At 69.5% G+C, this 25008-nt stretch carries 27 protein-coding genes; 14 read left to right on the forward strand and 13 right to left on the reverse strand.

Going from position 1 to position 25008, the window contains the following annotated elements:
* The first annotated feature begins 31 nt into the window (after positions 1-31).
* Both AC3EO7_RS29910 and AC3EO7_RS29915 read left to right on the forward strand, forming a co-directional pair.
* Positions 32-631, forward strand: a complete 600-nt coding sequence (locus tag AC3EO7_RS29910; protein ID WP_431964431.1) for a TetR/AcrR family transcriptional regulator — start codon at positions 32-34, stop codon at positions 629-631.
* Between the two features lie 103 nt (positions 632-734).
* Entirely contained in the window at positions 735-1280 is a 546-nt protein-coding gene (locus AC3EO7_RS29915) for a histidine phosphatase family protein (RefSeq protein ID WP_431964429.1), read from the forward strand.
* Positions 1281-1293: 13 nt separating this feature from the next.
* Here AC3EO7_RS29915 and AC3EO7_RS29920 read toward each other — a convergent pair whose 3' ends face one another.
* Positions 1294-1914 carry a TetR/AcrR family transcriptional regulator gene (locus tag AC3EO7_RS29920; RefSeq protein WP_435593045.1) on the reverse strand — a complete coding sequence of 207 codons (621 nt, stop codon included), beginning with the start codon at positions 1912-1914 and terminating at the stop codon, positions 1294-1296.
* 68 nt (positions 1915-1982) lie between these two features.
* On the opposite strand from AC3EO7_RS29920, the gene AC3EO7_RS29925 reads away from it, so the two are divergent.
* Both AC3EO7_RS29925 and AC3EO7_RS29930 read left to right on the forward strand, forming a co-directional pair.
* Positions 1983-2930, forward strand: coding sequence for a patatin-like phospholipase family protein (locus tag AC3EO7_RS29925; RefSeq protein ID WP_435593046.1), 948 nt, complete (start codon positions 1983-1985; stop codon positions 2928-2930).
* Positions 2927-3766 carry an SDR family oxidoreductase gene (locus tag AC3EO7_RS29930; RefSeq protein WP_435593047.1) on the forward strand — a complete coding sequence of 280 codons (840 nt, stop codon included), beginning with the start codon at positions 2927-2929 and terminating at the stop codon, positions 3764-3766. The genes AC3EO7_RS29925 and AC3EO7_RS29930 overlap by 4 nt, the downstream gene beginning before the upstream one ends.
* A 122-nt stretch (positions 3767-3888) precedes the next feature.
* On the opposite strand, the gene AC3EO7_RS29935 is transcribed toward AC3EO7_RS29930, so the two are convergent.
* On the reverse strand, positions 3889-4602 hold the full coding sequence (locus tag AC3EO7_RS29935) for a MerR family transcriptional regulator (protein ID WP_435593048.1): 714 nt from the start codon (positions 4600-4602) through the stop codon (positions 3889-3891).
* A gap of 63 nt (positions 4603-4665) precedes the next feature.
* Between AC3EO7_RS29935 and AC3EO7_RS29940 the strand changes: the two genes are divergently transcribed.
* Entirely contained in the window at positions 4666-5175 is a 510-nt protein-coding gene (locus tag AC3EO7_RS29940) for a DUF6194 family protein (protein WP_431964548.1), read from the forward strand.
* Between the two features lie 131 nt (positions 5176-5306).
* Here the strand turns inward: AC3EO7_RS29940 and AC3EO7_RS29945 are convergent, their stop codons facing one another.
* Genes AC3EO7_RS29945 through AC3EO7_RS29955 form a run of 3 tightly spaced genes read right to left on the reverse strand, consistent with a single transcriptional unit; the run spans position 5307 to position 6220 of the window.
* A complete protein-coding gene (locus AC3EO7_RS29945; RefSeq protein WP_431964419.1) occupies positions 5307-5540 on the reverse strand; it encodes a hypothetical protein in 234 nt (77 codons plus the stop codon).
* Positions 5537-6034: a DUF4254 domain-containing protein gene (locus AC3EO7_RS29950; RefSeq protein ID WP_431964417.1), complete on the reverse strand. Its 498-nt coding sequence runs from the start codon at positions 6032-6034 to the stop codon at positions 5537-5539. Before AC3EO7_RS29950 ends, AC3EO7_RS29945 begins: the two co-directional genes overlap by 4 nt.
* Positions 6035-6040: 6 nt before the next feature.
* Positions 6041-6220: a hypothetical protein gene (locus tag AC3EO7_RS29955; protein ID WP_431964415.1), complete on the reverse strand. Its 180-nt coding sequence runs from the start codon at positions 6218-6220 to the stop codon at positions 6041-6043.
* Between the two features lie 269 nt (positions 6221-6489).
* Between AC3EO7_RS29955 and AC3EO7_RS29960 the strand changes: the two genes are divergently transcribed.
* Both AC3EO7_RS29960 and AC3EO7_RS29965 read left to right on the forward strand, forming a co-directional pair.
* Positions 6490-7863, forward strand: coding sequence for a helix-turn-helix domain-containing protein (locus AC3EO7_RS29960; RefSeq protein WP_488186299.1), 1374 nt, complete (start codon positions 6490-6492; stop codon positions 7861-7863).
* A gap of 11 nt (positions 7864-7874) precedes the next feature.
* On the forward strand, positions 7875-8354 hold the full coding sequence (locus AC3EO7_RS29965) for a hypothetical protein (protein ID WP_435593050.1): 480 nt from the start codon (positions 7875-7877) through the stop codon (positions 8352-8354).
* Between the two features lie 67 nt (positions 8355-8421).
* Here AC3EO7_RS29965 and AC3EO7_RS29970 read toward each other — a convergent pair whose 3' ends face one another.
* Complete coding sequence (locus tag AC3EO7_RS29970; RefSeq protein ID WP_435593051.1) at positions 8422-8937, reverse strand: hypothetical protein; 516 nt, start codon at positions 8935-8937, stop codon at positions 8422-8424.
* A 437-nt stretch (positions 8938-9374) separates the two neighbouring features.
* On the opposite strand from AC3EO7_RS29970, the gene AC3EO7_RS29975 reads away from it, so the two are divergent.
* The 5 genes from AC3EO7_RS29975 (at position 9375) to AC3EO7_RS29995 (ending at position 13037) form a co-directional block, all read left to right on the forward strand.
* Positions 9375-9551, forward strand: coding sequence for a hypothetical protein (locus tag AC3EO7_RS29975; protein ID WP_431964407.1), 177 nt, complete (start codon positions 9375-9377; stop codon positions 9549-9551).
* Positions 9552-9594: 43 nt separating this feature from the next.
* Complete coding sequence (locus AC3EO7_RS29980) at positions 9595-10158, forward strand: TetR/AcrR family transcriptional regulator (protein WP_431964406.1); 564 nt, start codon at positions 9595-9597, stop codon at positions 10156-10158.
* On the forward strand, positions 10158-10991 hold the full coding sequence (locus AC3EO7_RS29985) for an MBL fold metallo-hydrolase (protein WP_431964404.1): 834 nt from the start codon (positions 10158-10160) through the stop codon (positions 10989-10991). The genes AC3EO7_RS29980 and AC3EO7_RS29985 overlap by 1 nt, the downstream gene beginning before the upstream one ends.
* Before the next feature lie 67 nt (positions 10992-11058).
* Entirely contained in the window at positions 11059-12420 is a 1362-nt protein-coding gene (gene hpnE, locus AC3EO7_RS29990) for a hydroxysqualene dehydroxylase HpnE (RefSeq protein WP_435593052.1), read from the forward strand.
* A 35-nt stretch (positions 12421-12455) separates the two neighbouring features.
* Positions 12456-13037, forward strand: a complete 582-nt coding sequence (locus AC3EO7_RS29995; RefSeq protein WP_431964546.1) for a TetR/AcrR family transcriptional regulator — start codon at positions 12456-12458, stop codon at positions 13035-13037.
* Between the two features lie 9 nt (positions 13038-13046).
* Here AC3EO7_RS29995 and AC3EO7_RS30000 read toward each other — a convergent pair whose 3' ends face one another.
* Positions 13047-14780: a glycerol-3-phosphate dehydrogenase/oxidase gene (locus AC3EO7_RS30000; protein WP_431964400.1), complete on the reverse strand. Its 1734-nt coding sequence runs from the start codon at positions 14778-14780 to the stop codon at positions 13047-13049.
* Positions 14781-15004: 224 nt separating this feature from the next.
* On the opposite strand from AC3EO7_RS30000, the gene glpK reads away from it, so the two are divergent.
* Positions 15005-16504, forward strand: a complete 1500-nt coding sequence (gene glpK, locus AC3EO7_RS30005) for a glycerol kinase GlpK (protein ID WP_435593053.1) — start codon at positions 15005-15007, stop codon at positions 16502-16504.
* Positions 16505-16508: 4 nt separating this feature from the next.
* Here the strand turns inward: glpK and AC3EO7_RS30010 are convergent, their stop codons facing one another.
* The 4 genes from AC3EO7_RS30010 to AC3EO7_RS30025 form a co-directional block, all read right to left on the reverse strand.
* Positions 16509-17687, reverse strand: a complete 1179-nt coding sequence (locus AC3EO7_RS30010) for an aminotransferase-like domain-containing protein (RefSeq protein ID WP_431964396.1) — start codon at positions 17685-17687, stop codon at positions 16509-16511.
* A gap of 93 nt (positions 17688-17780) precedes the next feature.
* Positions 17781-18887, reverse strand: coding sequence for a DUF8176 domain-containing protein (locus AC3EO7_RS30015; RefSeq protein ID WP_435593054.1), 1107 nt, complete (start codon positions 18885-18887; stop codon positions 17781-17783).
* 72 nt (positions 18888-18959) lie between these two features.
* Positions 18960-19994, reverse strand: coding sequence for a hypothetical protein (locus tag AC3EO7_RS30020; protein ID WP_431964392.1), 1035 nt, complete (start codon positions 19992-19994; stop codon positions 18960-18962).
* A 312-nt stretch (positions 19995-20306) separates the two neighbouring features.
* Positions 20307-21716, reverse strand: a complete 1410-nt coding sequence (locus tag AC3EO7_RS30025) for an NAD(P)H-quinone dehydrogenase (RefSeq protein ID WP_431964390.1) — start codon at positions 21714-21716, stop codon at positions 20307-20309.
* A gap of 162 nt (positions 21717-21878) precedes the next feature.
* Here AC3EO7_RS30025 and AC3EO7_RS30030 point away from each other — a divergent pair, with 162 nt between their 5' ends.
* Entirely contained in the window at positions 21879-22358 is a 480-nt protein-coding gene (locus tag AC3EO7_RS30030) for a gamma-glutamylcyclotransferase family protein (protein WP_431964388.1), read from the forward strand.
* Positions 22359-22437: 79 nt separating this feature from the next.
* On the opposite strand, the gene AC3EO7_RS30035 is transcribed toward AC3EO7_RS30030, so the two are convergent.
* Positions 22438-23604, reverse strand: a complete 1167-nt coding sequence (locus AC3EO7_RS30035) for a M20 family metallopeptidase (protein ID WP_435593072.1) — start codon at positions 23602-23604, stop codon at positions 22438-22440.
* A gap of 170 nt (positions 23605-23774) precedes the next feature.
* Entirely contained in the window at positions 23775-24977 is a 1203-nt protein-coding gene (locus AC3EO7_RS30040) for a M20 family metallopeptidase (protein ID WP_431964386.1), read from the reverse strand.
* Positions 24978-25008 lie beyond the last annotated feature (31 nt).

Genomic DNA, 25008 nt, shown 5'->3' on the forward strand with positions numbered 1-25008 from the left:
AAACATAACGTAGTTGTGTTACGCTAAAACCATGGCACGCGCACCACTGGGACGTCAACAGCTCCTCACCGCGGCTAGGGCCGAGCTCGTAGCCGGGAACGGCAACCTCGACCTCGCCTCGGTCACCCGGCGAGCCGGGGTCACGAGCGGCGCTCTCTACCACCATTTCGGGTCCAAGGCCGGACTGGTCACGGCGATCTACACGGCGTTCTACGACGGTCTCGACGAGCTCTTGTCCGATGAGGGACTGCCGGACGAGTCCGACTGGAGCGCACGGGAGCGCGAACGCACGCGCCGGATCGTCGACTACCACTTCGCCGATCCGCTGGCCGAGATCTTCCTGAATCGCGCGGCCCCCGATCCGCAGATTGCCGAACTGGAACCTCTGCTGATCCAGCGCGTCAGTGACGCCACGGCACGCAACATCCGGCGCGGCCAGCAACTCGGCCAACTCGACGCCGACATCGACCCCGACAGCGCGGGCGCCTACATCATCGGCGGACTGCGTCACGCACTGGCGCAGCAGCTACGAACCGTGCCACGCGTGTCCACGGAGACGGCCACCGCGCTGCTGTGGCGATACGTCGCAGCCACCCTCGGCCTCACCACACCGGAGCGAGGACAGATCTGACGCGCGCCCGGAAGGCAAACCGCGCGCTACTAGGTGGCACCCGTCGAGCCACCTAGCGAGGGATAAGGGCCCGCTCGCGGGCGGCGGGTAATACGCTTCCACCGTGCAGAAGGTGCTCAGACTCGACCTGGTCAGCCATGGCATGACCGAGGCGATGCGAAAGGCACGCTTTCCAGTCGACGAATCTCTCACCGAGGCGGGCCGCCGCGCCATCGCCGCCTGCACGCCGCTGACCGCGCCGCGAGTGCTCACCGGACCGGAGCGTCGCACCGTCGAGACCGCTGCCCTGCTCGGCCTGCCCGGCGAGGAGGACGACCGGCTGCGTGACCTGGACGCGGGCGCGTGGCGCGGCGGCGAGCTGATGTCGGTGCCGCAGGACGAGCTCTACGCCTGGCTGACCAACCCGCAGTTCCGCGGGCACGGCGGGGAATCGGTGACCGACGTGATCGAGCGGACCAGGTACTGGATGGCCGAGATCGCGTCCGCGGGCATGTCCACCGTCGCCGTGACCCACCCCGCGGTGATCCGCGCGGCGCTGCTGGTGACCCTGGACGCCCCGCCGAAATCGTTCTGGCGGATCGACATTCCGCCGGGCAGCGTCACCCGGCTGCACTATCGCGGCGAGTGGACCCTGCACTTCCCGCCGTGAACGTGGCGAGTACTCATTCGGCGGCGCGCACGGGCGTCGACCGTTCGGCGACGCTCAGCAGCAGCCGCACCGCGTCGGTGATCAACCGGGCCGACAGGGACGGGTCGATGGCGCGCTGAATGCCGAGCCCGAGACCGAGGCTGAGCACCGTGGCCGCGGCGTCCTCGGCGGGCATCGGCAGGACCAACCCGAGACTGTCCGCCAGGGTCTGCAACTGCGCGGCCACCGCGCCGCGCACGGCGTCGAGGCTGGACACCAGCGCGGCCCGCAACTCGGGATCGTCGCGGGAGAGCGTGGCGAATTCGAACTCGAGCATGGTCCAGCCGACGTCGCCGAGGGTGCGTTCGGCCCAGTCCTGAAGTCGCGTGAGCCGGTCGTCCAGGCTCTCGTCCGCGGCGACGAGTTCGGCGACCTCGCCGAACTTGGTGGCGTGGATGTGCTCGAGCACCTCGAGGCACAGCTCCTTCTTGGTGCGGAAGTTGGAGTAGACCGCGCCCTTGGAGTAGCCGGCCTCCTCCGCGACCCGCTCCATCGAGGTCTTCGCGTAGCCGTCGGCGAGGAAGAGATCGCGCGCCGTCGCGACCAGATCGGCCCTGGTGCGGGCCTGACTCTCGGAGCGGGTCAGTCGTGCCATGCGGCGATTCTACGTACCGTGAGATTTCGGATACCGAGAGAATTTGGATTCTGCTAGTGTGCGAAACCATGGGTAACAACAACGGGACACAGCGACGTGGCCTGGCCATCGGGTGCGGAGGCACGGTCGGCGCCGCCTGGATCGTCGCCGCACTGGCCGCCGTGCGCGACGCGCTCGACTGGGATCCGCGCGAGGCCGACGTCCTGATCGGCACGTCGGCGGGCGCGGAGCTGGTGGCCATGCTCGGCAGCGGCATCGGCGTCGAGGAACTGGTCGCCATGCAGGAAGGCCGGAGCACGAACCCGATCCTGCTCGAGCACATGCGCGACGCGCCGGGACGATTCCCGCCGCTGCCCCGCCCCCGCCTCGGCGCACCGCGGCTGAGTCTGCGCGCGGCGGGTTCGGCGCAGCGGCTGCTCACCGCGGGCAGCGGCCTGCTGCCGATCGGCGGCGGCGACGCCGGCTGGTTGCAGCGGCTCGCCGAGCGGCTCAACCCGGGCCGCGACTGGACGCCACACCCCGCGACGTGGCTGGTCGCCATGGATTACGCCACGGGACAACGGGTTCCGTTCGGCGCGCCGGACGCGCCCGATGCCACACTCGGGGCGGCGCTGCGCGCGTCCTGGGCTATCCCCGGCTGGCTGCCGCCGGTCTCGATCGCCGGACGCCGGTTCGTCGACGGTGGCGCCGGATCTACCGCGTCGGTGGATCTGCTCACCGGGCAGGGCTTGGATGAGGTCGTGGTGCTCGCACCGATGGCCTCCGCGGCGCGAGTGCCCGCCACCGGTCCCGGCCATTTCCTGGAACGTCAGCTGCGCGACCGGATGAGCGCCCAGCTCGCCGCGGAGATCGCCGAACTGCGCGCCGGGGGCACCCGGGTGCTGCTGCTCGGCGCGACCGCCGAGGACCTCGCGGTGATGGGCCCCAACTTCATGGACGGCCGCCGCCGTCTCGACACCTTCCGGCACAGTCTGCGCAGCACTCGCCGCGCCCTCGAACAAGGAGCGTTCGCATGAGAATTCTCGGTCACGGATATCCAGCCATCGATGTGCGGGACGCCCGGGTGCTGATCACCGGCGCCGGGCGCGGCATCGGCCGGTCCACCGCCCAGATCTTCGCCGACGCCGGAGCCGAGGTGGCCATCGCCGACGTCGACACCGCGGCAGCCGAAGCCGCAGCAGCGGCCATCGGCGCCCGCGCCTTCGAGCTCGACGTACGCGTCCGCGACCAGTGGGACAAGGCCGTCGCCGAGCTCGGTCGCGTCGACATCCTGGTCAACAACGCGGGCGTGATGCCGGCGGGCGCGTTCCTCGACGAGCCCGACGCGGTCGGCCGCGCCACCATCGACATCAATGTCTGGGGTCTGATCCACGGAATGCGCGCGGTGGCGCCGGGGATGATCGCGCGCGGGCGCGGACACATCGTGAACGTCGCCTCCCTGGCGGGCAAGCTCCCGATTCCCGGCCTGGCCGTCTACAACGCCAGCAAGTTCGCCGCCGTCGGCCTCTCGGCCGCAACGCGTTTGGAGTTCGCCGAGCAAGGCGTGAGCGTCAGCTGTGTGCTGCCCTCCGCGGTGCGCACCAGGCTGTCCTCGGGCCTGACCCTGGGGCGCGGGATGCCCACCGTCGACCCGGAAGACGTCGCCGCCGCCATCGTCCAGACCCTCCAGACGCGCAAAGCCGAAGTGGCCGTGCCGAATTACCTCGGTCCTCTCGACATCGCCCTGGCCGCCGCGCCGGAACGCGCTGTCCAGTTGGTTCGCAAACTCTTCGACGGCAACCGTGCGCTGAATCCCGCCGACGCCGGCGTGCGGGCGAAGTACGAGGAACAGGTCCGCGAGATCACGGACTGAACCATCCCCTCGGTATCGGCATCGAAATCCTCTGGCACGCACTGTCATCGATCAGCATCGTCTGTGCGTCGACGGCCTCGCGCGCCCCGGGCCGTCTGTGCCAGGCACGGTCTGAGGAACGATCACGTCGACGCGAGCACCATGCCGAGCGCGGCGGTGCCGTCCAGCAGGGCGCGCGAGCGGGCATCGATGCTCGCGTCTCGCGCGGCCAGCACGGATGAGATCTCGTGCCATCTGTTCGCGCGGCGCAGTTCCGGCATCAGGGCGCGCAACGGGCCGATCCGGTAACCAGCCCGCCGCAGTTGGTTGACGATCCGCGCGTCTCGGACATCGCTCGGCGTGTACTCGCGCGCCCCGCGCGGACTGCCGCGACGCGGCGCGAGGAGTCCCTCGGATTCCCAGTGCCGCAACGCCGACGGCCGCACGCCGAGCGCACCGGCGAGCTCGGCGACGCTCATCGAATCGGCAGGCCGGACGTCGTCCATCGGCTCGACGGTGATCGCACCCGCCGCCCGCTTGGCCAGCTCCAGTTCCCGGCGCTCGGTGTCGAGCCGGGCATGCGCGGCGTCCAGGAGCGCGAGCAGGGCCGAGCCCGGGTAGGCGTGCGCGGCGCGCATGATTCGCTTGGCCTCCACCGGGCCCGCGCCCACCGCGAAGGCGCGATAGGCCACCGCGGAATGCAGGTGCGATTCCGTGTAGGTCCGGTAACCGGCGGCGGTGCGTGTCGCCGGAGGCAGGACGCCGTCGCGTTCCAGGTTGCGCACCTGCTGGACGGAGCACCCCACCCGTCTGGCGACATCGACCGTGCGCAGTCCAGGCGATTTGCGACTTGTCACGTCGGCAACTCGGCGGTCCCGGACCGAAGTCTCCACAAGCACATGAATGAAACGCTAGAACACATGGAGATGGACGAGATCATCGAATTCGTCGCGGGACTCGACGGAGTCCTGACATTGAAGCCGCAACCCGGCGACGGCTCCCCCGAAATAAGCTGGGGCGACGCGTTCTTCTATTTCGCACCCGACGGCGTCGTCCCGCGAACGCAGCCCTTCGCCACGATCCTGACGAAGGACTACCCCGGCGACGAGACCTCGCGCCTGAGCCGCCCCGACACCTTCCGCGTGAACTTCTTCGCCGGAAAGGACGCCTTCCAGAACTGGACCGGCCGCACACCCCGCGACCCCGCCCCGGAGGACACGGACCCAAGCGCCACCGACATCGTCATGGCGCACCCGGTCTACGGCGGCCAGGGGTGGCTTGCCGCGGTGAATCCGGGCCCGCGGACGGAACCAGCGGTCCTCGACCTACTTCGAGCCGCCCACGACCTCGCCCGCTCCCGCTGGCACCGCCGCGCCGGGAACGATCAGCCCGTGCCCGACCAGCCGATACCCGATCGACCCGGCTCCTGATCGAGTTCGGTACCGCGCCGGATCGCTCCCGCGCATTGCGGTATTCGCCCTCGCGCACGTCTTCGCGAAGGATGGCCTGTTGCGCGGAGTGTGGACCGGCAACGGTTTCGAGTTGTAGGTGCTCGGCTGCATCAGCGGTTCCTTCCGTTCGACGGCGGGCATCGAACGGCCGAAGTGGATGCGCGGTGTGCGCCAGGCTCCCGGCCGGGCGTGATGCGATAGCCCTGGCGGACGAGGCGGTCCTGGATCTGCTGCACCTTCGGTCTCGGCGGTTCGTCCTCGGTGCGGAGGCCAACGGCGAGGATCGCGGCGATCATGACGGCCAGGGCGATCAGGACGAGGGGATCGTGTTGGAGCAGAGTCATTTCGGGGTCTCCGGGATGAGGTCGCGAACCGGCGGCCGGGGCTGCCTCGTGCGCTGGCCATCGACGGCCTCGGTCACGAGATCAGCCCAGCGGGTGGCGAGGTAGCCGACGTGCGACCACGCTCGGTGGAGTTCGTCGGCGGTGTGTTCGGCGCCGAGGACGAGTTCGGCGGCGACGTGTGCGGCGGCCATGCCGTCGACCGCCCGGCCGTAGCCGGTCGCCTGCGACCAGGGTTGGCGCGGTTGGATGTGCACGGCCACCCAGTCATCGATCAGAGTGCACAGTGCGCCGCGACGGCCGTCGATCCGGGTTTGTGTGGCGGGGTCGATGATTCGGGTCCGGTGCAGATGAGCCAGTGCGTGTGCCCACCGCAGCACGAGGTGGTCGCCGGGCTGATGTCCGGCGGCGCCGCGGAACGCGGCCGAAAGCTCACGCCATCCAGGAAGCGTCGGCCGGGAACCGTAACCGGCCGCCCGAACGATGTCCTCCGACATTGCCGCTCAGCCCAAAATCGTCGAGACGCGGGAGAGCGCGGCCAGATACTGGCGGCAGCGCGGGCCGTGCTCGGCGTGCTGCGACAGCACCAGCGCAGCGCGCTCGCGGTCCATGACGATCGGCGGACTTGCGCAGTCCCCGTGTTCGGTTTCCCACTGCTGTATGCGGTTCATCAGCGACGACATTTCGTGCCTCTCCCCTGCGATGGTTAGGGCACACCGGCACCGGTCCGACCGCGCCGAGCCATGAGCCCTACACGACGTCCCGTGCGGCCGGTTCACGTATCCGAGACGAGATAGAGGAAACGCCTGCGGTCCGGCACCGGTGTGCTCTGGAACCATCCCCCGTGATCGCCCCTGCTAGAGCGACATTGCGGGCTACCCTGGTCCAATTCGCGGTCTACTCCGGTCTACTTCGGGTTCATTCGGCGTGGTCGAGGGAGTCACAGTTGGGTATGCAGATTGCATGGACCGGCGCGCAGGTGACGGCTCTGCGCGATGCCCTTGGGCTCACGCAACGACGGTTCGCACAGAAGTCGGGCGTAGGGCTTTCCACCGTGAAGAAGTGGCGGGCAGAAGGCGACACCGTACTCAACGCGAGTTCCGCGAGCATCATGGACACGCTGCTCGCGCGGGCCACCCCCGAACAGCGTGAACGGTTCACCGAGAACATCAACCCGGCAAGCACGGATGCGGTAGTGGCGCAGTGGCCTCCCGATATGTGGACGGCTGAGGCAACGGTGGTCGCCGCCGATCTGACCCGAGAGGACCTGATGATTGATCGCCGCATGATCAGCCGCGTGCTACTCGGCGTAGTCGCCGGTGCGCCGCTGCTCGAACCGCTGGAGCGGTGGCTGCGCAGCGCACCGGACACGCTGAAGGTGCCAGGGCGCGCCCGTCCTGGTATCGGTATGCAAGAGGTCGAGGAGTTGCGCAACGCGGCGCGCGTATTCCGGGCATGGGACGACCAGCACGGCGGCGGCCTGCGCCGCAAAGCTGTTGTCGGGCAGCTGGCCGAGGTGAACGAACTACTCACCGAGTCGCATCCGCCGGAAATCCGCCGCGAACTCGCGGCCACGATGGCACAGCTGGCCGAGACCGCGGCGATGATGTCTTGGGACTCCGGGCATCAGCGGCTGGCACAGCGCTACTACGCGCTGGCGGTGCGTGCCGCACGGGAGGCCGACGATCGCGCGTTCGCGGCGGTCGTGTTAGCCGGGATGGTGCGGCAGCTCTTGTCGCTGAAGCAGCCCGCAGACGCTCTCGAACTGGTCCGCCTGGCGCAGGACTACGCGGGCGGGCACCTCACCCCGACGACCGAGGCGATGCTGTTCACGCGGGAGGCCTGGGCGTACGGGCAGCTCGGCCGCCCGACTGCATTCCACAGCACCTGCGACAGGGCGCATGCGGCGTTCGCCGACTCCGACCATTCGATAGATCCGGACTGGATTCGCTACTTCGACAGTGCCGAGCTGGCGGGCACGATCGGCGGCCGGCTGCTGGATATTGCGCGCCGCGACGGCGACCGCGTGACCGCGTCCGAAGCCGCCGAGTACATCGGGCGGGCGATAGAGTCGCGCAGGCCTGGGCGGCGGCGCAGCGCCGCCCTCGATCAGTTGGGCATGGTCGAGGCACGGCTCATCGAAGGAGAGCTCGAGGAGGCCTGCCGAATCGGTCACACTGCGTTGCAGGTCGTCGAGCAGACCGCTTCGGACCGTGTCGCGAGGAAGCTGGCGAGGGTGTACAACCGCACCGGACAGTTCGCGATGGTGGGCGCGGTGGTCGAGTTGCGGGAGCGGATGTGGCCGCTGGTCGCCGCGACAGCGTGAGGAGCGAAAGCATGGTGCGGGTCGGCGTCACCGGGCATATGAACATCACCGAGACCACCGCGTTGATGGTCTACGAGGCGGTGCGGGCATTGATCGCCGACCACGACCCCGGCGAGTTGGTCGGTGTCAGCTGCATTGCCCGCGGGGCCGACTCGGTGTTCGCTCGCGCGGTGCTCGACGCCGGTGCTCGCTTGGAAGTGGTGCTGCCGTCACGAAACTACCGCGAGGCGAAGGTGAAGCCGGAGCACGCCGCCCTTTTCGATGATCTCTCGGCGCGGGCGGCCAGGGTGCTGGTCATGGACTACGACGACGCGGGCCGGGAAGCTTACGAAGCCGCGAACGAGGCGGTGCTCGGCTCGGTCGATCGGTTGGTCGCGGTGTGGGACGGCGAGACAGGACAGGCAGGCAGCACCGGTTCGGTGGTCGACCTCGCACGCGCGAAGGGCGTGCCGGTACATGTGGTGTGGCCGGAGGGTGCAGCGCGCGGATAGCCTCCGAGCCCGGAGGGGCAGATGCAGACACTCGCACCGCCGCTTCCGGGGTTGGCATAGCCAAGTGTCACCGTGAGAAAGAATGCCAAACCCGTTGGTTCACATCGTAAGTCACGGTGCGATCAACACGTTCTGGAAGCTGGTGACCGAGTCGCCACCGTCCGGCCACTGCGGACAGGTCGACGGTTACCGAATCGTCCGACACGGTACCGAGGCGTCCGACCCAGCACGGGCTTTGCTCGATGAGGGTTTCCGCTATCGCGTCATCGGGATCCGGTACGTCGACCGGCGATTCGTCGACCAACGCGGAGCCGACCAGCAGGGCCATCAGGCGGCCGAGAATCGCTGGGGGCACTACCGAGTTCGTCGACTCGACAGTGACGTAGCAGTCGTCGTGTCCAGAGAACCAGACCCGCGAACCAACCATCTCGGGTAAGGCCGGTTCGTCGAGGTTCATTGTGCCCATAGTCAGGGCGATCTCATCTACTTGTTCGGGCGTCGGCGCACCTGGCACGTCAACCCACGCCAGCTCGTACGGCGACCAGTCGGTGAGAAACCGACGCAGATCGTCCCTACGAATCACCAACACCTCCTCGCTCAGACCGACGACACCAGATGCCAGCCCGTCGAGGCGGTGAGTCTCGTGACCGATGCCCTGCGCTGCCGCGATCGCCGACGACGGCCACTGGCGATACTCCCGACACTGTTCACAGCGAACGCGCCATACGGCCCGATCTCGACCACCATCGCCTCCTCGGTGCACAGTCTTCCCGCCGACCGGCTCTCTGTCATCGAACCCGGCAGCGCACCGCATCCCGAACCGGAAATTCACGCGACAGACGCACCCGCGTCGTAACCCGTTCCGGTTCGCATGACAGTCATCTGAGGGAGGGCGCGGCGCCGGGTCGGCAGGGACGCGCGTCCACCGAGTGTTAGTTGCCACTCAGTTGCTAACAGTTCGGCCCTCGCCGACGACAGCCCTTGCGGCCGACCGCCACTCATTCGACAGGAGCAGGACAGATGACGACCCGATCGGCGCGGTGCACGCGCTCGCTCCGAGCGATTGCCGCGCAGTACGTCGCAGCGCTGGTCGCGCTGCTGGCGACGGTCGTCTTCAGCTATCTGCTGCTGCATGCACCGCAGCCCGCGCGCACCGCGGAAGTTCCGCACTCGAGCGTCACCCAGCACTCACGCTGAACATAACTAGACCGGTCGTCATAGTTCGAGGTACCGTGACCTCGTGTCCCCACGAACCGACTCGCGGCAGCGCTTCCTCGACGCCGCCGCCGACCTCTTCCATACCAAGGGCTATCACGCCACCGGCCTCAATCAGCTGGTCAGCGCGGGCGGCGCCCCGAAGGGGTCGCTGTACTTCCACTTCCCCGGCGGGAAGGAGCAGCTCACGGCGGAGGCGCTGACCCAATCCAGCGCGCAAGTGCGCGACATCCTGCGCGCACTGCTCGCCGAGGGCGATACCGACGCGGTGTTCGCCGCCTTGGAGCAGAACCTGATCGACTCCGATTACCAGCGCGGCTGCCCGCTGGCGACGGTCGCGCTGGACGCCGCCGCCGAGAGTGAACCGATCCGGCAGGCCTGCGTCGCCGGATTCGACTCGTGGCGAGCGGCGATCGACGAGTTCCTGCGAGACAAGGGCGTCGACGAGGACCGCGCAGCGCCGCTTTCGGTCGTCGCGCTGAGCATGCTCGAGGGCGCACTGCTGCTCACCAAGACCCAGCGCGACCTCGCCCCGTTGCGCACCGTCGCCGACCACCTCCGCACCACCATCGAACAGGAGCTCTCCTGATGCGCATCCATCACCTCGACTGCGGCACCATGCGCCCCTTCGGCGGGAAGCTGCTCGACGGCGCGCCCGGCCTGCTGCGCCGGGCCGAAATGGTCTGCCACTGCTTGCTTCTCGAACTCGATGATCGGCTCGTCCTCATCGAGACCGGGATGGGCGAGCAGAGCGTGCTCCGCCCGCGCGAATGGCTCGGCCGCCGCTTCATCAACCTCACCCGTCCGGTCTTCGACCTCGAGCGGACCGCGGTGCGACAGGTGGAGGCGCTCGGCTTCCGCCGTGAGGACGTGCGCGACATCGTGCTCACCCACCTCGACCTGGATCACGCGGGCGGCCTCGCCGACTTCCCGCACGCCACCGTGCACGTCTATGACGAAGAGCTGCGCGCCTTCCGCGGCGCACACACCGCGCAGGAGCGATTCCGTTACCGCGCGGCACAATTCGAGCACGGACCGAAGTGGCAGTCCTACGCCGATCACGGCGAGCAGTGGTTCGGCTTCGAGGCCGTCCGCGAACTGGCCGGACTGCCGCCGAGCCTGCTGCTGGTGCCACTGGCCGGGCACACCCGAGGTCACGCGGGCGTCGCCGTCGACACCGGTGACGGCTGGCTGCTGGCCGCGGGCGACGCGTATTTCCACCCCGGCCAATTGGATCTCGCCCATCCGCACCAACCGCTCGGCGTCACGCTGTTCGAGCGCAGCGTCGAGACCCTCGGCGGGCCGCGGCGCGAGAACCAGCAGCGCCTGCGCGATCTGCTCCGCGACCACGGCGCGCAGGTGCGGATCTTCTCCGCGCACAACGCCGCCGAGCTGCACGCGTTCCAGCGCGTATCCGCCTGAAACCCTTGACCGCTCAACCCTTCCCGCTTAACTTGCAATATGTAAGTTAAGCGGGAAGGGTGCGGCCATGGACGATCCGCGGCGCTATGTGGTCATCGGCGGAGGACTGGCGGGGCTCGCGTCCGCGGTCTGGCTGGCCGAAGCAGGGAAACGGGTCACGCTCCTGGAGCGCCGCGGACGGCTCGGCGGGCGCACCCACGCCATGCGCGTCGATGCCGTCGACGATCCGCCCGACAACGGCCAGCACGTGATCGCCAGCGGCTACGAGCATTTGTTCCGCTATCTCACCAGCGTCGGCACCCGCGAATTCGTCGCCTTCCCGCACCGGGCCACGCTGCGCTGGCCGGACGGACGCGCGGCGAGCATGTCCACCAACGGATTCGGGGCGCTGCGCACCTTCCTGGGCGCGCATCCCGACGCGAGCCCCCAGGATCGGCTGCGCGCGGCCCGCGCCACGCTGCGCCTCGGGTGGCAATGTCTGCGCCAGCCGACGGATCTGGCCGATCTCACCACCGAACAGTGGTTCCAGCGGGTCGGCATGCCCGCGACAGCCCGTGAGGCGCTGTGGGATTGGCTGGCGCTCGGCATCGCCGCCGAACCGGTGCAGCGAGAGTCGGCGAAGGTGTTCGCCGACGTGCTGGCGACCGGCATCCGGCTCGGCGTCCGGCACCGCCGCGCGGTCACCATCGGCTACCCGACGACTGACCTCGACACGCTGTATGTCGCTGGGGCACAACGGGTTTTCCAGCGACACGGGGTGGATGTCAGGCATCGCGCCGTGGCGCGGCGCATCCACATCGCCGATGGCAAGGTGACCGGCGTCGCGCTGGCCGACGGCTCGGTGCTGCCCGCCGACGCGGTGGTCTGCGCGGTGCCCAACTCCTCGATCGCGGGCCTGCTCGACGATCTGCCGGAGCACGCCGAAATCTACGCCGCGGCAGACAAACTCGGCTACACGCCGATCGTGAGCACCAACCTCTACCTGGACCGTCCGCTCGGCACGACGGCCGAGTTCGAGGCGCTGATCGGCGGCACCGGCGTCATCGACGAAGTCTTCGATCGTCAGCTGATGACCGGGCGGAGCACCGACAAGGCCTGGTTGTACTGCCTCACCACAAGCGGCGCCTACGAGCAGATCCACAAGACCAACGACGAGATCGTCGCCGAACAAATCGACCTGCTGCGCCGCTACTACCCTGCGGCGGCCTCGGCCCGCGTCGTGCGGGCCCACGTGGTGCGCATGCCGAAGGCGACCTTCTCACAGGTGCTCGGCACCCACGGGCTGCGACCCGAGCAGCGCACCTCGGTTCCCACCCTCGCGCTGGCGGGCGACTGGACCGCCACCGACTGGTCGGCGACCATGGAGAGCGCGGTGCAGAGTGCGGCCAAGGCGGTGGATCTCCTGCTTGCGCTACCGTCTGTGCCGTGACCACGGAGCGAGCCTCCCGCGCGCCGAAGCGGCGCATGTCCGCGGCCGATCGACGCGCCCAACTCCTGGACGTGGCCCGCGATATCGCCGCGGCCGAGGGATTCGGCGCCGTGAGCATCGAGCGCGTCGCCCGCACCGCCGACGTCGCCCGTGCGCTGGTCTATCAGCAGTTCACCGATCTGCCCGGGCTCATGTCCGCACTGCTGGACAGGGAGACCGCGATCGCGCTGGCAGGCGTGCGCAGCGTGGACTGGGTCGGCACCGCCGACGACGTCGACCAGGTCGGCCGCGGAGTACTGGCCTACTTGCACGCCGCGCCGACCAGCTGGCGGATCATGCTCAGCCCGCCCGACGGCGGCCCGCCCGAACTGCGCGACCGGCTCGAGACGGGTCGCGCCTACGCGCGAGCCATCGGCGCGCGGCACCTCTCCCGCTACGCCGGGGTCACCGTCGATCCGAACGGCGCGACGGAACGAATCATGCTGGCCGCCATCGAGGAACTGGCCCGCCTGCATCTCACCGACCCGGTCGCCCATCCGGACGAGCTCGTCCTGCGCTACCTGCGCTCGCTGGTGGACTGGGCGGTCGGCGTCGAGTCGGCGCTCGATCGAACCTGAGCGGGCTGTTCAGCCGTCGGTGGGCACCGGCTCCAGGATCTGCGCGCGCGGCTCGGGCGCGGCGGCCCGCAGTGCGTCGGCCGCGGCGTCGTCCGGCTGGGTCTGCGAGTGGATCTCGGCATCGACCCTGGCCTGATAGGTCCTGATCTCGCGGTCGATCTCGGCCTCGTCCCAGCCGAGCACCGGCGCCACCAGCCGGGCCACCTGTTCGGCGCAGTGCGCGCCGCGGTGCGAGTACTCGATGGAGATCCTGGTGCGCCGGGCCAGAATGTCGTCCAGGTGCAGCGCGCCCTCGGCCGCCGCCGCGTACACCGCCTCCACCTGGAGATACGAGGGCGCCTCGGTGATCGGCTGCAACAGCTCCGGCTTGCCCGCGGCCATCGCCATCACCTCGTCGATGAGCGACCCGTAGCGGTCGAGCAGGTGCTTGACGCGGTACGGGTGCACGCCGTACGCCTCGGCCAGCTGCACGGTTTGATTGACCAGCGCGAAATAGCCGTCCGCGCCGAGCAGCGGCACCTTCTCGGTGATCGACGGCGAGACCCGCGCCGGAATGTCCTGTGCCGCTTCGTCCATCGCGTCGTAGGCCATCACCCGGTAGGTGGTGTACTTGCCGCCCGCGATGGCGACCAGACCCGGCGCGATCCGGGCGACGGCGTGCTCCCTGGAGAGCTTGGAGGTGGAATCGCTCTCACCTGCCAGCAGCGGCCGCAGGCCCGCGTAGACGCCGGTGATGTCGTCGCTCGTCAGCGGGGTGACGAGCACCTGATTCACCCGGTCGAGCAGGTAGTCGATGTCGGCTTTGGTGGCGGCCGGGTGCGCCAGGTCCAGATTCCAGTCGGTGTCGGTGGTGCCGATGATCCAGAACGCGCCCCACGGGATGACGAAGAGCACCGAGGTGGCCGTGCGCAGGATGATCGCGGTGTCGCTGACGATCCGGTCGCGCGGCACCACGATGTGCACGCCCTTGGAGGCGCGCACGTGGAACCGGCCGCGGTTGTGCGAGAGCGCCTGGACCTCGTCGGTCCACACGCCGGTCGCGTTGATGACGACGTGCCCCCGCGCCTCGCCGGAACGCCCGTCCTCGGTGTCGCGGAACCGCACGCCGACGATCCGATCCGACTCCCGCAGGAATCCGACGACCTGGGTGGAGGTGCGGATGACCGCGCCGTAGTGCGCGGCCGTGCGCGCCACCATCATGGTGTGGCGGGCGTCGTCGACGACCGTGTCGTAGTAGCCGACGCCGCCGATCAAAGAGTCGTGCCGCAGACCGGGCGCCAGCCGCAGCGCGCCCGCCCGCGTCAGATGATGCTGTCCGGGAACGGATTTCGCGCCGCCCATGGTGTCGTAGAGCATCAGACCCGAGGCGACGTACGGCCGCTCCCACACCCGGCGGGTCAGCGGATAGAGGAAGCGAAGCGGCTTCACCAGGTGCGGCGCCAGCCTGGCCAGCGCCAGCTCTCGCTCCCGCAGCGCCTCGCGCACCAGCCCGAACTCCAGCTGCTCCAGATACCGCAGCCCGCCGTGGAACATCTTCGACGACCGGCTCGAGGTGCCCGAGGCCAGATCCCGCGCCTCCACCAGCGCGACCGAGAGACCGCGGGTCGCCGCGTCGAGCGCGATGCCCGCACCGACCACACCGCCACCGATGACGATCACGTCGAAGTGTTCCTTGCCCAATCGCTGCCAGGCCGTATGGCGCTGCTCCGGGCCGAGGAACTGCGATTCCGGTTTCATGGTCATGCTCGACTCCTCCAGCCGACGCGCCTGCGTCGGACGTTTGGGTCTTCACGGGCACCGATCGAGCTGTTCTCGTACAGGCTATGCGAATCGCCGCGCCGAGCGCCGCCCGCCGCGGCTCCGTGTGTCGTGCGGAACTACTCGTCGGTAACCACCTCAGCCTAATCCCGCGGCGATCATGCCGCGATGTGATACCGAGCCCGCTGGTCGTTTAGTAGCCTGCTGCAATGCGTCGCTATGTGGCCGCCATCGATCAGGGCACGACATCGAGCAGGTGCATCGTCTTCGACCGGCATGGCCGCGTCGTCGGGGTGGCCCAGCGCGAACACGAGCAGCTCTTCCCGCGGCCGGGCTGGGTCGAGCACGATGCCGAAACGATATGGCGCAATACCGAATTCGTGATCGGCGAGGTGCTGGAGCGCAACGGTCTCGACGCAGGCGACATCGCCGCCGTCGGCGTGACCAATCAGCGCGAGACCACCGTGGTCTGGGACCGCGCCACCGGCAAGCCGATTCACCACGCCATCGTCTGGCAGGACACGCGCACCGATCGGCTCGTCACCGAACTCGGCGGCGAGGCGGGCCCGACCCGCTATCAGGACCGCACCGGACTGCCGCTGTCCACCTACTTCGCGGGCCCCAAGCTGCGCTGGATCCTCGACCACGAACCGGGGGCGCAGGAGCGCGCCGAGGCGGGCGAGCTCTGCTTCGGCACCATCGACAGCTGGGTGCTGTGGAACCTGACCGGACGACACATCACCGACGTCACCAACGCCTCCCGCACCATGCTCATGGATCTGCGCACCCTGCAATGGGATTCGGAGATCTGCGCGGAATTCCGGGTACCCGAGGCGATGCTGCCGGAGATCCGCAGTTCCTCGGAGGTGTACGGCGAGATCGGCTCCGGACCGCTGCGCGGCGTGCCGGTCGCGGGCATCCTCGGCGATCAGCAGGCCGCCACCTTCGGCCAGGCCTGCCTCGTCCCCGGCGAGGCCAAGAACACCTACGGGACAGGCAATTTCATGCTGCTCAACACCGGAACCACCCCGGTGTTCAGCAAGCACGGGCTGCTCACCACGGTCTGCTACCGGCTCGGTGACCAGCCCGCGGTCTACGCCTTGGAAGGCTCCATCGCGGTGACCGGGTCACTGGTGCAGTGGTTCCGAGACAATCTCGGCATCATCGACTCCGCCGAGGAGATCGAGCAACTGGCGGGCAGCGTCGAGGACAACGGCGGCGCCTACATCGTGCCCGCGTTCTCCGGGCTGTTCGCCCCGCGCTGGCGGCCCGACGCCCGCGGCGTGATCGCCGGGCTGACCCGCTTCGTCAACAAGGCGCACCTGGCGCGAGCGGTTCTCGAATCCACCGCGTTCCAGACCATGGAGGTGGTCGACGCGATGCGCGCCGACGCCGAATCCCAGCGGCTCGATCTGGAACTGACCATGCTGAAGGTCGACGGCGGCATGACCGGCAACGACCTGCTCATGCAGTTCCAGTCCGACATCCTGAACGTCCCCGTGGTCCGGCCGGTCGTCACCGAGACCACCGCGCTCGGCGCGGCCTACGCCGCGGGCCTTGCCGTCGGCTACTGGTCCGGCACCGACGACATCCGCGCCAACTGGGCCGCCGACACCACCTGGCAGCCGAACATGAGCGCCGAGGACCGCGAGCAGCACATCGCTGCGTGGAACAAGGCCGTCGAACGCACCTACAACTGGGTCGACTGACGCGCTATCCGGCGTGCGCCGTGGCCAGCCGGTCGACCGCCTGCTCGAGCACGGCCGCGTCGGACGTGGTGAAACACATGCGCATCGAGTTGCGGTAGCCGTTCTCGACGGCGAACGCGGCGCCGGGCACGTACGCGACGCCGGCGTCCAGGGCGCGCGGCAGCAGCAGCCCCGTGTCGGTGCCGTCGGTGAAGTCGGCCCAGACGAACATGCCGCCCGCGGCGTCGGTGCAGACGACGCGGTCACCGAAGCGGGTGCGCACGGCGTGCACCAGGGCCTTGGCCCGCTCGCCGTAGGCGCCACGGACGTGGTCGACGTGGGAGGTCAGCCAGTCCCGGTCCGCCAAGAGCTCCGCCGCGATCTGCTGGGTGAGCGCCGAACCACACAGATCCGCACCCTGTTTCAGCAGTTCCACCGCGCGGCACACCGCATCGGGGGCGACCATCCAGCCGACCCGCAGGCTCGGCGACAGGATCTTGGACGCGCTGGAGAGCCGAATCACGTTGGGCGAGTAGGTCGCCACCGGTTCCGGGGCGGGCTGGTCGAACCAGAGTTCGCCGTACGGGTCGTCCTCGATCACCCAGAAGCCTTGCGCCTCGGCGAGTTCGGCGAGTTCGCGGCGGCGAGCGGGGCTCATGGTCACCCCGCCCGGGTTGTGGAAGTTGCTCACCGTGTGCACCACCGCGGGCCGTTCGCCGCGCGCGAGCAACTCGCGCAGCACGTCGACGCGCATACCCTCGCCGTCCAGCGGGACCGCGACGATGCGCGCACCGGCGGCGCGGAAGACCTGGAGCGCTCCCACATACGCCGGGTCCTCGACGACCACCAGCGCGCCTGGATCGAGCAGCACCTCGGCCAGCAGCGACAGCGCCTGCTGCGAACCGTGCGTCACGAACACCTCGGCGAGCGGCACCCGGCGCCCGAGGCGGCCGGACTCGCGCTCGGCGAGCACGTCGCGCAGCGGAGCCCACCCGGGCGATTCGGTGTACTGGAGACAGCCGGGGCCGCGCAGCGCCGCCTCGGCGGCCGTCGCGATGCGCTCGCGCGGCATCAGCTCCGCGTCCGGTAGTCCGCCCGCGAGGCTGACCACCTCGGCCCGCGCGGTCAGTTTGAGCAGGTCACGAATCGCCGAGCTCTTCAGTCCGCCGAGCTTGCCTGCCAGCGGTAGAACAGTCGGCGACATGGAAACCTCCCAGGGGAACGCCACGGTACGCGATACCCCACTGTCGCACATCGCTACCAGAATGTGAAATTGTTGTCTCAAATAATGAGACTTTTACGGGCGCTCCTTGATGGACGAGACCAAGGTCTTGCCGTCCTTCTCCACCGTGATCACGGTCTGCTTGTAGACGATCGTCGAGCCGTCCGGTCGATGCTCGCGCAGGTCCACCTCGTAGGTGCCCGGCGCGACCTCGAACATCCACAGGCAGTGCGTCGTCCCCTTCGGGATCTGCTCATCGATGGCCTTCTGGATGACCTCGCCGGTCGAGATGTTCGCCGCGTCCGGCGCGACGAACTTGCGCACCCGTTCACCGCTGCGCTCGACGTAGAAGGCGTACTGGAAGCCGAGGATGGCGTCCGGACCGGTGTCGGTGCTGCCCGCGCCGTTGCCACGGGTCATGTTGCCGTCGCGCGCGGGCGGGCAGCCGCCCGCGGCGCTCGTCGCGGGCGGCGGCGTGGCGGTCGTGCCTTCGTCACCGCCCCCGTTGACCGCGACGATGGTCACGACGAGACCGATCAGCACGGCGAGCGCGGCCGCGACACCCAGCACGATCCAGCGGGTGTTGCCGCCGCCGGAGCTGGGGGAGGACGCGACGGGCGCGCTGGGCGCGAGCCGCTTGGCGATCGGATCGTCGGCCCAGGACAGCCCGGAGTCGGACTTGCGCGGCTCCTGCGGCGGCTTGGGCACCTCGCCGGATTCGCTCGCGCTGTTCCACCATCGTTCGGGCGCCCCGCCCGCCGGCGCGACGGTGTGCCGGACGGTCGCATCGGAGGACACGTCCCGTTCGAAGTCGGGCGCGGGGCGAGACTGCGATGCGGGACGAGCCTGCGGCACGGGGGGGTTGTCCGGGAAGACCGTGGTGTCGGGCGCGCGATACTGCGGCGGCGGCGGCGGGACCGACGGCGCCTCGGCGGCGGGTCGCCAACCCACATCCGGATGATCGCCCGCGGGCTCCGGCCACTGCGGACCGACCTCGCCCAGCTGCGGACCGCCGAACTCGCTCACCGGCGGACCGAAACCGCCGCCGCCGACCGGCGGACCGAAATCTCCGACCGGCGGACCGAAATCTCCGACCGGCGGGCCGAAATCGCTCAGCGGCGGACCGAATTGCGACCCGGGCTGGTCGGCTTCGTTGTCCTTCGCGTCACCCTCGGAGCCCACACCCAATCCTTTCCACAGAACACACGGGTGGGGCGGTCGCGAACGACCGCCCCACCCGCTGAACAGCTCGTGTCAGTACTGGAACGAGCCACCCCACTGCGTGGTCACGCCAGCCACGTCGACCGTCTGCGGAGCCAAGTCGCCCGGCGGAACAATCGGCGGAAGTTTAACCTGCGCGGCGGCTTCCAGCGCGGCGGCGCCACCCGGCTGAGCGGCGATCCACTGCTCGACCGACGCCTTGGCCAGGTTCACCTGGGTGGTGTCGAGCACGAAGGAGTTGGTGTTGGGCGCGAGACCCTCGCCACCGGTGTAGCTGGTGACCTTGATCGTGTTGACGTCGATGAACTCGACCGACACACCGGCCTCGCCCTTACCGGTCGGGGTGTTGTAGCCGACGGTGCCGACGTAACCGGCCTCGTTCCGGAAGTGGTGAGTGTTGGCCACGTAACCGGGCAGCACGGCGCCGCCGTCGATGTTGGCGCCGAATTCCTGGTGCGGGCCGCTCATCTCGACGACCGGGGCGGCGGGCGCGGACTGCAGGCGCGGGGCCTCCCAGCGCGGCTGCTGCACCAGCGTCTCCGACTCGGACGGCGTGGCGGAGCGCGGCCGTTCCGGCTGCGCGGCGCGCGCGTCGGCGTCGCCGCCCGGCTGGGCGCCGTTCTCGCCGCCCGGCCGCGTGCCGCCCGGCTGTCCCGGCTTCGGGTCGTTCGACTCGGTGCCGGGAACGACGACGGGCTGCACGGGCTCGACCTGCCCCGGCACCGGCAACGGCGCGACACGCGGGGTGGTGACACCCGGCTGGGTCGGCGCGGCTAGTTTCGGGTCCTTCTTCGGATCCGGCATCACCTGGTCCGGATCGGGGGTGGTGACACCCGGCTGGCTCGGAGTCGGTTTCGTCTCCGGCTTGTTCGGGTCCGCCTGTTCCGGCTTGCCCGGCTGCGGCTGAGTGGTCTCCGGAGTGTTCTCGGCCTGCGGCGTCTCGGTGCCCGGTTGGACCGGAGCCGGTGTGGTCGGTGTGCTCGGATCGTTCGGAACTGCCCCCGCCGGCGCCGCGAACAATGTAGCCACAGCGGCCGCGGTGGCCAGTGGCAACGATGTGCTAGCCATCGCTCGCTGCGCCCGACTCGGCTTACGATGTTTCACTTTTCGCCAATCCCTTTCCCGGGTGCGATCGAATCGACCGCACTCAGTTGTCCCTGGAGAGACGCGCGCGATCGCCGAACGTCCCGAGGGCCGTTCGCTGTTCGGCTTCGGAAAGGACCTTCCCCCCACACCAGAACCACGCGACCGCCCGCCGATCGCATCTCTGCGGGCAGTCAACCACAGTTGTGCCGTGCAGGCAACGCAGTGAAATCCCCGAGCCGACAACGTCACTCGACGCGTCGGCCGTCAGCGCCGCGAGAACCGGCCCGCGGCGCGTCAATCCAGGTCGTCGTGGCGCATGAGCAGGCGAGCGGCCTCGGTGACCGAACCGGTCAGCGATGGGTAGACCGAGAAGGTCTGGGCGAGATCGTTGACCGTCAGGTTGTTCTGCACCGCGAGGGCGATCGGCAGGATCAGCTCGGAGGCGATCGGCGCGACCACGACGCCGCCGATCACCACACCGGTGGCCGGGCGGCAGAAGATCTTGACGAAACCGCGGCGCAGTCCCGACATCTTGGCCCGCGGATTGGTGTTCAGCGGCAGCATCACGGTGCGCGCGGGCACCTCGCCGTTGTCGATCGCGTTCTGGCTGACGCCGACCGTGGCGATTTCCGGCCTGGTGAAAACGGCCGAGGCGACGGTCTTGAGCCGGATCGGGCTGACGCCCTCGCCCAGCGCGTGATACATCGCGATGCGCCCCTGCATGGCGGCCACCGAGGCCAGCGGGAGCAGGCCGGTGCAGTCACCCGCGGCGTAGATGCCGGACACCGAAGTGCGCGAGACACGATCGACCCGCAGGTAGCCGCCGCGATCGAGCTCGACACCCGCCTCCTTCAGGCCGAGGTCCTCGGTGTTCGGTGTGGAACCGACGGTCATCAGCGCGTGCGTGCCCGCGACGGTGCGGCCGTCGGAAAGCTTGACCACGATGCCTTCCGCGGTGCGCTCGACGGCGTCGGCTCTGGCGTGCTTCACCAGCTCGACGCCGCGCTCGGCCAGCGCCTCCTCGAGCACGAGGGCGGCATCGGCATCCTCGTGCGGCAGCACCCGGTCGCGGCTGGACACCAGCTTCACCCGGACGCCCAATTCCGTGTAGGCGGAGACGAATTCGGCGCCGGTCACACCGGAACCGACCACCACCAGCGTCTCCGGCAGCTCGCGCAGGTCGTAGAGCTGACGCCAGTTCAGGATGCGCTCGCCGTCGGGTTCGGCGCCGGGCAGCACGCGCGGGCTCGCTCCGGTGGCGATCAGCACCACCTCGGCCTCGATCGTCCGTTCGCGCTCGCGGCCCGCCTCGAGCTTCACCAGCACTCGGTGCGGCGCCCGCCCTCCCCCGTTTTCGGCCACCCGCGCGCAGCCGGAGAGCACGGTCACGCCCGCGGACTGCAACTTGGACCTGATGTCGGAGGACTGGGCCAGCGCCAGCGCCTTGACGCGCGCGTTCACCTCGGGCAGCTGGACGCCCGCCTGGCTCGGGTCGAGCGTGATTCCGAGGTCCCTGGCCCGGCGCAGATCGGTGCGCACCCCGGTCGAGGCGATGAAGGTCTTGGAGGGGACACAGTCCCACAACACACACGCGCCACCGATACCGTCGCGGTCGATCAGTGTCACGTCCGCGCCGTGCTGGGCCGCGACGAGGGCCGCCTCATAGCCGGCCGGTCCGCCACCGATGATCGCAATGCGGGTCATGGATACCTCCGCTCGAGCTGTGGACCGGGATCTCCGGTACCTGGCTAACGTTAGTGGTCGGGCCCTTGTCGGTCGCGCCACACCTGGCCGTTGCGCCGCGAACACGGCGCCATGTGGGCGGGATAGCGGCGATCCGGCGACATCATTGGCTACCCTTTGCAGGTGCCGATCTACGCCGCCTACGGGTCCAACATGGACTCGACCCAAATGCTCGAGCGCTGTCCGCACTCCCCCATGTCCGGAACCGGGTGGCTGGAGGGCTGGCGACTGACCTTCGCCGGCGACGACATCGGGTGGGAAGGGCCGCTGGCGACGGTCGTCGAGGAACCGGGCTCGCGGGTGTTCGTCGTGCTCTACGACGTCTCGCCGGAGGACGAACAACTCCTCGACCGCTGGGAGGGCTCGGACTTCGGCATCCACAAGAAGATCCGGCTGCGCGTCACGCCGAGTCCGGGCAGCGGGACCGAGCCGCGACTGGCCTGGCTGTACGTACTCGACGCCTACGAGGGCGGCCTGCCCTCGGCGCGCTACCTCGGCGTGATGGCGGACGCGGCCGAAAAGGCAGGCGCGCCGGAGGAATACGTACACGCGCTACGCACCAGGAACAGCCGCAACGTGGGACCGGGCAACTACTCGACCTGAGACGACGAACCCCCGCCGCCGGGCGCTCACCCGGGCGGCGGGGTTCTTTCGTTTCGGGTTACTCGGCGCTGTGTGAAACTCAGCTCGGCTGCTGCTGGAGCACGATGTTCGACAACACCCGCACGCCCACCGCGAGCGCGCGCTCGTCGAGGTCGAAGGTCGGCTGGTGCAGGTCGAGCTGCTCGCCGTGGCCGGACCAGACGCCGAGACGCGCCATCGCGCCCGGCACCTCCTCCAGGTACCAGGAGAAGTCCTCGCCGCCGCCGGACTGGATGGTGTCGGCCAGCGCGTCGGGGCCGAGCGCGCGAATCGCGTCCTCGAAGATCCTGGTCGAGTGCTCGTCGTTGACCACGGGCGGCACGCCGCGGCGGTAGTTGAGCTGGTATCGCACCCCGGTCGGCGCGAGCAGCCCGTCGACGATCTCGTGCACCATCGGCTCGAGCAGCGACCACGTCGCGTGGTCGCCGGTGCGGACGGTGCCGGTGAGCATGCCCGTCTGGGGTATGGCGTTCGGCGCCTTGCCCGCCGACACCGCGCCCCACACCATCACGGTGCTGGTCCGCGGGTCGATGCGGCGGCTGAGCAGGCCGGGCAGGCCGGTGATCACGGTGCCGATGGCGTAGACGAGGTCGCTGGTCAGGTGCGGCCGCGAGGTGTGGCCGCCCGGCGAGTCCAGCACCAGCTCGATGGTGTCGGCCGCCGAGGTGATCGCGCCGACGCGAATACCGACGCGGCCGACCTCCAGGCGCGGATCGCAGTGCAGCGCGAAGATCCGGTCCACACCCTCCATCACACCCGCGGCGACCAGGTCGATCGCGCCGCCCGGCATCACTTCCTCGGCGGGCTGGAAGACCAGCCGCACGCCGACCGGCAGGTCGGGCACCTCCGCGAGCGCCAGCGCGGTGCCGAGCAGGATCGTGGTGTGCGCGTCGTGGCCGCAGGCGTGCGAGACGCCGGGCACGGTCGAGGCGAAGGGGAGGCCGGTGAACTCCTGCAGCGGGAGCGCGTCCATGTCGGCGCGCAGGCCGATGCGCGGGCTCTCGGGGCCGATGTCACAGATCAGGCCGGTGCCGCCGGGCATCTTCTGCGGCGACAGACCTGCCTTGGTCAGCCAGGCCGCGACGAACTCGGTGGTGCCGAACTCGGTGCGGGACAACTCCGGGTTGGCGTGGATGTGCCTGCGCCATTGCACGAGGTCGACTGCGTGCTCGGCCAGCCACGATTCGACCGCATCCCGGCCGGTCACGACGGTGTTCGTCGCGACGCCTGCCGGCGACTCCTGGTTCAGGCACGCCGCGCCCTTGGGCCCGGTGGCTCGCGCCGAGGTGTTCGACAATGCGGCACTCGCGGGGCCCTCCGTGGTAGCGCGCGCCGCCTCCTGGCCCGTCGCTCGCGCCGCCGGTCGGCCTGTAGTGCTCACCGAATGTCCTCCTGTCGTTGAACGAGTCGTTGCAACAACCTGTCTCTGTGTTCTTCATCGCGGGCGACGGCGATTGCGGTACGCGCGAGCGCGACCGCGCCATCGGTGACGGCGCGATCCGCAGAGGCGTTGACACTGGCCGCGGCGAAGCCCGGCTGATGTGTCACCGCCCCACCGGCATCTATGCCGATGACCGGATGAATGCCCGGGATGACGTTGGTGACATTGCCCATATCGGTGCTGCCGAGCGGTCGCTGCGCCTCGAGCTCCGGTGCGATCGGCACCCGTCCCAGGTCGGCGATCTGCTCGCGATAGGCACACAGTAATGCCGGATCGGGTGTCAGCTCGGTATATGTAGGTGCGAGCGTCCGGATTTCGTGGGTGCAGCCGGTCGCTAGGGCGCCCGCCTCGAAACAAGCCGACGCTCGTCGCATCAGATCGTCGAGGGATGCGGAGTCGACTGCGCGTAGGTAGTACAGCAGTTCCGCACGTCCGGGCACGATGTTGGGGGCTACGCCACCGTCGCTGACTATACCGTGAAGTTGCTGACCAGGGTGGAGATGCTGCCTCAGCAAACCAAGAGCTACCTGCGCGACGGTGACCGCGTCCCCCGCGTTGCGGCCGCGCTCGGGAGCCGCGCTGGCGTGCGCCTCGTGCCCGTGGAAGACCACGCCGATGTCGGCGAGGGCCAGCGAGTGCGCGCCCGCGATGTCGTACGGACCGGGGTGCACCATCATGGCCATCGCGACGTCGTCGAAGACGCCGCGCTCCAGCATGAGCACCTTGCCGCCGCCGCTCTCCTCGGCGGGCGTCCCGAGCACCACCACGGTGATGCCGAGTTCGTCCGCCACCTCGGCGAGACCGAGAGCCGCGCCGACGGCCGACGCGGCGATGATGTTGTGCCCACAGGCGTGCCCGATCTCGGGCAGGGCGTCGTATTCGGCGCAGATGCCGATCGTCAGCGGACCGCTCCCGTAGGCGGCGCGAAACGCCGTCGGGAGGTCCGCGACGCCGGTCCTGATCTCGAAACCGCGCTCGGCGAGCGGCGCGAGGACCTTGGCGACGCTGCGCGTCTCCTCGAAGGCCAGCTCCGGCTCGGCGTGGATGGCGTGCGAGAGATCGACCAGTCGCGCGGCCGCGGCCGCCACGGCGGCATCGGACGCCGCCGCGGCGTCGTCGGTGCTGCTCGGTGGTGGCATGGGACACAGTCTGGCACTGTGTCGCGATTCG

It is taken from the genome of Nocardia sp. bgisy118 (assembly GCF_057708605.1).